The 7167-nt window shown below is 71.0% G+C and carries 6 protein-coding genes and 1 rRNA gene; all 7 read right to left on the reverse strand.

Annotation, left to right across the window (positions count from 1 at the left end; translation table 11 throughout):
• Nucleotides 1-11: 11 nt before the first annotated feature.
• The 7 genes from recN to rrf all read right to left on the reverse strand — a co-directional run bounded on the left by recN (nucleotide 12) and on the right by rrf (nucleotide 7160).
• Complete coding sequence (recN, locus tag ACLJRL_RS37170) at nucleotides 12-1859, reverse strand: DNA repair protein RecN (RefSeq protein ID WP_410661073.1); 1848 nt, start codon at nucleotides 1857-1859, stop codon at nucleotides 12-14.
• 53 nt (nucleotides 1860-1912) lie between these two features.
• Nucleotides 1913-2824 (reverse strand): NAD kinase, encoded by a 912-nt coding sequence (locus tag ACLJRL_RS37175; protein WP_410661074.1) that lies wholly within the window; start codon nucleotides 2822-2824, stop codon nucleotides 1913-1915.
• Entirely contained in the window at nucleotides 2821-3636 is an 816-nt protein-coding gene (locus tag ACLJRL_RS37180; RefSeq protein WP_410661075.1) for a TlyA family RNA methyltransferase, read from the reverse strand. The genes ACLJRL_RS37175 and ACLJRL_RS37180 overlap by 4 nt, the downstream gene beginning before the upstream one ends.
• Nucleotides 3637-3640: 4 nt before the next feature.
• Nucleotides 3641-3889 carry a hypothetical protein gene (locus ACLJRL_RS37185; RefSeq protein WP_410661076.1) on the reverse strand — a complete coding sequence of 83 codons (249 nt, stop codon included), beginning with the start codon at nucleotides 3887-3889 and terminating at the stop codon, nucleotides 3641-3643.
• A 22-nt stretch (nucleotides 3890-3911) separates the two neighbouring features.
• Nucleotides 3912-4901: an HAD-IIA family hydrolase gene (locus tag ACLJRL_RS37190; RefSeq protein WP_410661077.1), complete on the reverse strand. Its 990-nt coding sequence runs from the start codon at nucleotides 4899-4901 to the stop codon at nucleotides 3912-3914.
• A complete protein-coding gene (locus ACLJRL_RS37195; protein ID WP_410661078.1) occupies nucleotides 4894-6849 on the reverse strand; it encodes a hypothetical protein in 1956 nt (651 codons plus the stop codon). The genes ACLJRL_RS37190 and ACLJRL_RS37195 overlap by 8 nt, the downstream gene beginning before the upstream one ends.
• A 194-nt stretch (nucleotides 6850-7043) precedes the next feature.
• Nucleotides 7044-7160 (reverse strand): 5S ribosomal RNA (gene rrf / locus ACLJRL_RS37200).
• Nucleotides 7161-7167 lie beyond the last annotated feature (7 nt).

Raw genomic sequence — 7167 nt, forward strand, 5'->3', positions numbered from 1 at the left:
ATTTCGGAGCGTTATTTCGCCTTCTTGCGCTTTCCGCCGCGGCGGGCTTTGGGCTTGTCCGGCGCGCTCTTGTCGGCCTCCGCGACGGCGAGCAATTCCTCGGCGTGCGCACGGCCGGTCTCGGTGCTCTCCATTCCGGCGAGCATCCGCGCGAGTTCCACCACCCGTTCGGATTGTTCGAGCACGCGCACACCACTGCGGGTCACTCCGCCGCTCGTGCCCTTGTCCACCACCAGATGCTGATCGGCGAACGCGGCCACCTGCGGGAGGTGCGTGACCACCAGGACCTGGTGGCTGCGCGCCAGCCGGGCGAGGCGCCTGCCGATCTCGACCGCGGCGCGGCCGCCGACCCCGGCGTCGACCTCGTCGAACACCAGGGTCTGCACGGTGTCCGCGTGCGCGAGGACGACCTCGATCGCGAGCATCACGCGGGAGAGCTCACCGCCGGACGCGGCCTTGTGCACGGGCAGCGGCGGCGCGCCGTTGTGCGCGCGGAGCAGGAGTTCGACGTCGTCGATCCCGTCCGGGCCGGCATGCACGAGCCTGCCGTCGACCTTCACCGCGTGCGAATCGCTCTCTTCGACGGTGCGCCGCTCGACGGTGATCTCGATTTCGGCCTGCCCCATGGCGAGCCCGGCCATTTCGGCGGTGATCGCCTCGGCCAGTTCGGCGGCGGCTTCGGTGCGCGCCTCCGACAGGACGGACGCGTGCTCGGCGAGGGTCACGGCGAGCGCGTCACGACGGGTGGCCAGCTCGGTCAGCGCCTCTTCCGAGGTGTCCATCGTGGACATCCGGCGGCGGGCGTCGTCGGCCCACGCCAGCACACCGTCCACATCGGCCGCGTACTTGCGGGTGAGCCGCTTCAGGTCGGCCTGGCGCGCGAGCACTTTTTCCAGCAACGCCGGGTCGGCGTCGAGCGTTTCGAGGTAGCTGCCCAGCTCGGTGGCCACTTCGGACAGCTGCACCGAGGCTTCGTCCAGCCGGGGCCCGAGGTCCCGCAGCACCGCGTCGTCGGAGCCGGTCAGCTGGCGCGTCGCCTCGCCGATCAGCCCCAGCGCGCCGGGTGCGTCCGGGTCGCCGTCGGCCGAACCGGCGACGGCGGCGTGCGCGGCACTCGACGCGGCACGCAGTTCGTCGACGGCGGCGAGCCGCTTGATCTGTTCGGTGAGTTCGGTGTCCTCGCCGGGTTCCGGCGCGACGGCGTCGATCTCGGCGAGGCCGTGCCGCAGCAGGTCGGCCTGCTGGGCCATCTCGCGGGACCGGGTGGACCGCTCGGTCAGTTCGGCGACGACGGCCAGCCATTCGTCCCGGACCGCGCGGTACTGCTCCAGCGGTTCAGTGACGGCCTCGCCGGCGAACCGGTCGATCACCGCGCGCTGCTCGGCGGGCCGCAGCAGCCGCAGCTGGTCGTTCTGCCCGTGCACCGCGATCAGCTGCTCGGACAGGTCGGCCAGCACGCCGACCGGCACCGAACGGCCACCGAGGTGGGCGCGGGACCGGCCATCGACGGAGACCGCGCGCAGCGCGATGACGCTGCCGTCCTCGTCGACCTCCGCCCCGGCGTCGGTGACGATCCGGGTGGCGCCCTCGGCCCCGCCCAGCTCGAACCGGCCCTCTACGAAGGCTTTCAGCATTCCTGTTCGCACCTTGGACACTTCGGCTCGGCCGCCGGAGAGCAGGTGCAACCCACTGACGACCATCGTCTTGCCCGCACCCGTCTCACCAGTGACCACGGTGAAGCCAGCGTGCAGTTCCAGCAGGGCGTCCTCGATGACTCCGAGGCCCTGGATGCGCATCTCGGCCAGCACGACGCCCACCGTAGCGGCCCACCCCGACCGTTCCCGCACCCGCCACGTCATGAAAGGGTCTTTCAAGACGTTTTTCGTCTTGAAAGACCCTTTCATGACATCCGTCAGCGGGCGTGGCGCTCCCGCCAGCCCTTGATCGGCAACGAGAACTTGTGCACCAGCCGGTCGGTGAACGGGCCTTCCCACAGCCGGATCAGCCGCACCGGGACGCTGCCGCAGGTGACCCGCACGGCCGCGCCGGCGGGAAGATCGAAGGTCCGCGATCCGTCGCAGGTCAACACCGCCGGCGAACCGTCCGGATCGATCGCGACAGTGATCTCCGAGTCGCGGGAGACGACCAGCGGCCGGGAGAACATCGCGTGCGCGTTGCTCGGCACCACCAGCAGCGCCTGGACGTCCGGCCAGATGATCGGGCCGCCCGCGGAGAACGCGTACGCCGTCGAACCGGTCGGAGTGGCGCACAGGACGCCGTCGCAACCGAAGGAGGACACCGGCCTGCCGTCGACCTCGATGAGGGCGTCCAGCACCCGCTCACGCGTGCTCTTCTCGACGCTGGCCTCGTTGAGCGCCCACGTGTTGACGGTCTCCTCGCCGTCGACGCTGACCGAGACATCGACGGTCATCCGCTCTTCGACCTGGTAGTCGCCGTCCACCGCCCGCTGGACGGTGTCGGCCAGCTTGTCCGAATCGGCCTCGGCGAGGAAACCGACCCGGCCGAGGTTCACCCCGAGGACCGGAACGCCGTTCGGCCTGGCCAGTTCGGCGGCCCGCAGCAGCGTGCCGTCGCCGCCGAGCACGAACACCAGCTCGGTCCCGGCGGCCGGATCCTGTTCCGGCGCCATGACCGTGCAGGGCGCGCCGATCCCGCCGTCCGCCTCGAGCATCTGCCGGACGTCCTCGTCGAGTACCCGAAGCCGTACACCGGCCTTGGCGAAACGGGCCGACACCTCGCGTGCCGCGTCCCGGGTCGCGTCCCGGTCCGGGTGCACGACGAGCAGCACCTCGCGATCGCTCATTGGGGTCCCTCCAGGACTGCGGTCCGGACGAGCCGCTCGGCGTCGGTGCCGAGGGTCTCGCCCGCCCCGCGGGTAAGCCAGACGAAATATTCGACGTTCCCGGACGGCCCGGGCAGCGGGCTCGCGACGACGCCGCGCAGGCGCAGGTCCAGCTTCTCGGCCTCGGCGAGCACGCCCAGCACCGATTCGACCCGCAGTTCCGGATCGCGGACCACGCCGCCGCTGCCGAGCCGGTCCTTGCCGACCTCGAACTGCGGTTTCACCATCGGCACCAGATCGGCGCCGTCCCGCGCGCAGGCCGCCAGCGCGGGAAGCACGATTTTGAGCGAGATGAACGAAAGGTCCCCGACCACGAGGTCGACCTGTCCACCGAGGTCTTCCGGGGTCAGGTTGCGGACGTTCGTCTTGTCGAGCACGACCACCCGGTCGTCGGTGCGCAGGCGCCAGTCCAGCAGTCCGCGGCCGACGTCGGCGGCGATCACCGTGGAGGCGCCGTTGCGCAGCAGGACATCGGTGAAGCCACCGGTCGAGGCACCCGCGTCGAGGCAGCGCTTTCCTTCGGTGGACAGGCCCTGCGGAGTGAAGGCGGCGAGCGCGCCCAGGAGTTTGTGCGCGCCGCGGGACGCCCAGCCGGGATCGTCGCCGTCGCGCACCACGATCGGCGCGCCGGACTCGACGCCCGTCGCCGGCTTGGTGGCCACCATCCCGCGCACGGTGACCTTGCCGTCGGCGATCAGCGCCGAGGCCTGCTCCCGGGAGCGGGCGAGACCCCGCCGGACGAGCTCCGCGTCCAGGCGGGCGCGTTTGGGCACGCGGTCAGACCTTGTCGATGGTGGACAGCGCCACCGTCAGCTCGGTGTGCACGGCTTCGAAGCGGTCGACGTGCTCCGACAGCGGCAGAGCGGCCAGCTCGTCGAGACCGGCGACGGCATCGTCGATCCCGGCACGCGGGTCCGTGTCCTGCTGCTCGAACTGCTCCGGCGCGCTCGCCATCGGCGGGGGCCCGGGTAGCGGCGGAGGGCCGGGCATCGGCGGTCGTGGAACGGGTGAGAAGTGGTCTTGCACCCCACCAAGTTAGCAGCGCTGGTCAGGTGAGGCGCAGCTCGGCGAGCGCGGCACGGGCACTGTCGTCTTCACCACGGACGGCGGTGCTCCCCGACTCCCAGGCCACCGCGCACAACGCGCGCAGCAGGTCCAAGGAGTCCCCTTCACCCTGAACGGTGAGTACGCCGTCCAGGGCGGAGACCTGCCAGCCGTCCTTGGGCCCGATTTCGAGCAGGTCGGGCCGCTGGTCCAAGCCGGCCAGATCGGCCGAGAGGTAGCGCGGCCGCTCCGCCGACGTCGCTTTGAGCAGGGACGCCGCGTCGGCGACCCCGGTCAGGACGCAGAGCGAATCGATCCCGGCCGCGACGGCGCCTTCGATATCGGTGTCCAGCCGATCTCCGACGACGAGCGCGCGCTCCGCGCCGGCGTCCCGTGCCGCCGTGGTGAACAGCAGCGGCGCCGGTTTGCCCGCCACCAGCGGTTCGACGTCGGTGGCGGCGCGCAGGGCGGCCACCATCGATCCGTTGCCCGGCAACAGGCCGCGTTCGGACGGCAGGGTCGCGTCGGTGTTGGTCGCCACCCACAGCGCGCCCGAGCGGATGGCGAGGCACGCCTCCGCGAGGGCGGCCCAGGTGTTCTCCGGAGAGTGGCCCTGCACCACGGCGGCCACGTCCGGACCGGCTTCCCGGACCGGACGCAGCCCCGCCGACGCGATCTCGGCGGCCAGCGACTCCGTGCCCACGACGAGCACGACGGCGCCCTGAGGCAGCCGCTCGCCCAGGAGGGCGGCGGCGGCCTGAGAGCTCGTGTGGACCTCGTCGGGACCGGCGGGCAGGTCGAGCGCCTCGAGATGCGCTACGACCTCCGCAGGTGCCTTGGAAGCGTTGTTCGTGACGAACCGGATCGCGGTGCCGTGGTCCCGAAGCGCCCGGAGTGCCTCCGGTGCGCCCGGGATCACCTGGCTGCCGCGATAGAGGGTGCCGTCGAGGTCGAACAGGACCGCGTCGTACCCGGCCGAGAGAGCGTCAGCCATTCGTGAGCTCCGCGGCCCGCTCGGCGGCGTCGGTCTCGTCCTCCTCGTCGGCTTCTGCCGCGTTCAGGAACCAGCGGATCGCTTCTTCCTTGCGGTCGGCGGCGGCGAGGTTGTCGGCGTAGGCGTAGAAGAGCCGGGCGCTCCAAGGATCGCGCTTCTCTTCCTTGAGGTCGTCGCTCTGCAAGGAGACGACGGCGGCGTCCAGCTGGCCGAGGTCACGACGCGCGCCGGCGGCGACGATCGCGAGCTCGACCTGGGTCTCCTTGGACAGGCGGTCCTTGTCGACCTCCTTCGCGAGGTCCAGCGCCCGCTCCGGGCGCCCGATGGCACGCTCGGCGTCGGCGATGATCGCGATGTGGTCATCGGCCCTCGTCATCCGGCGGACCGCCCGCAGCTCGGACAGGGCGTCGGACCAGTTGCCCGCGTGGTAGGCGACCAGGCCGAGCGCCTCGCGGACGATCGGGACCCGGGACGCCTTGGCCTTCGCGTACTTGGCGTGCGCCATCGCGGCCTCGGGGTCTTCGTCGACCAGACCGCCGGCCGCGACGAGGTGCTTGCCGACGGTCTCCGCGAGTGCCTTGGGCAGGGTGCGGAGTTCGCGGCGTGCTTCCTCGTCGAGGTCGGAGAACTCGATGCCTTCGGGCAGTTCCGGGGCTTCGAGCAGCTCACGCGCCAAGGTCTCGTCGTCGACCGGCTTGTCGTCGACGCGGGGCGAGGAACGGAAGTCCTTGCGGCCCTCGGAACGGTCACGCTGGGGTCGGTCGTCGCGCTTGCGCTCGAACCGGCCTTCGCCGCCACGGGAGTCGGTCCGCTTGTCGTCGTACCGCTTCTCCGGACGGTCACCGGAGGGCTTGCGGTCGGGACGGTCGCCGGAGGGACGGTAGCTGCCACCACGGCTGTCGCTGCCACGGTTGTCGCTGCCACGACTGTCGCGGTCACCGTAGGACTTGCGCTCGAAGCCACCGCTGCTGGGACGACGGTCGCCCGAGGAAGGGCCACGCTTGTCATCCCCGCGGTCGCTGTTGTAGCCACCGGAACGGGAACCACCGCGGTCGTCGCGGTAGGACGGACGCTTGTCATCACTGCCGCCGCGGTTGTCACGGTCGCCGTAGGACTTGCCCTGGGGGCGTCCTTCATAGCGGTTGCCGGACGGACGGTCGTCGGAACGGCCGCGGTTGTCCGAGCCGTAGCCGGAACGGGCCGGGCGGCTGTCGGGGCGCTTCTCGTACCGGCTCTCGGAACGGTTGTCCGAACGGCTGTCCGAACGATTGTCGGAGCGGTTGTCGTAACGACGCTCGGGGCGGCTGTCGGAGGAGCGGTACCCGCCGCGGTCGCCACCCCGGTTGTCGCGGTTGTCCGACGACCGGTAGCCACCGCGGTCGCCGCCACGGTTGTCCCGGCTGTCGCGGTTGTCAGATCGGTAGCCACCACGGTCACTGCCACGGTTGTCGCTGCCACGGTTGTCCGGCCGGTAACCACCACGGTCACCGCCGCGGTTGTCGCTGCCACGGCTGTCGCGGCTGTCGCGCCGGTCGTCGGAGCGGTAGCCGCCGCCACGACGGTCGTTGTCGCGGCTGCCGGACCGGTCGTCACGACGGTCGCCGGCACCGGGGCCGCGACGGTCGTCGTTGTTGTTGTAGCGCGGACGGTTCTCGTCGCGCCCCTGACCGGCGAACCGGCTGCTGCCGCCCGAGCGCTGGTCACGGGCACCTTCGCCACTGCGGGCGGGCTTCCCGGAATAGCTGCTCGAACCGCGGGCACCGCGGTCGTCACGGCGCGGACGGCCCTGGTAGCCGCCGTCGCGACCGCCTCGGTCCTGTCCTCCGCCGGCGGAACCGCGCCGGTCACCTCGCTGCGCATCAGACCGGCCTCCGCGGGGACTGTCGTCCCGGCGACCCGACCGGCCGGACGCGCCATCATCTGAGTCACGTCGACCGAACTCGGACACCTGGCCTCCTGCCACTATTGAAAAAGGTCTGAAACTTGCGGACCCCCTGGGGGGCCAACTCACCATCTTAACGGTCGCTTCGGCGCCGGCTCATGCGGCCGGTCCACCACGCGTACATGAAAATGGAACAGGGCCCTGACCTGGGGAGAACCTGTGGGGTTCTCAACCCTGGTCAGGACCCTGTCCTGAAGTTAGTCCGGCGGTGTCCTACTCTCCCACAACCCTTCGGTTGCAGTACCATCGGCGCTGTCAGGCTTAGCTTCCGGGTTCGGAATGGGACCGGGCGTTTCCCTGACGCTATGACCACCGAAACACTAC

This window comes from Amycolatopsis sp. lyj-112 (assembly GCF_046549055.1).
Taxonomy (GTDB): Bacteria; Actinomycetota; Actinomycetes; order Mycobacteriales; family Pseudonocardiaceae; genus Amycolatopsis.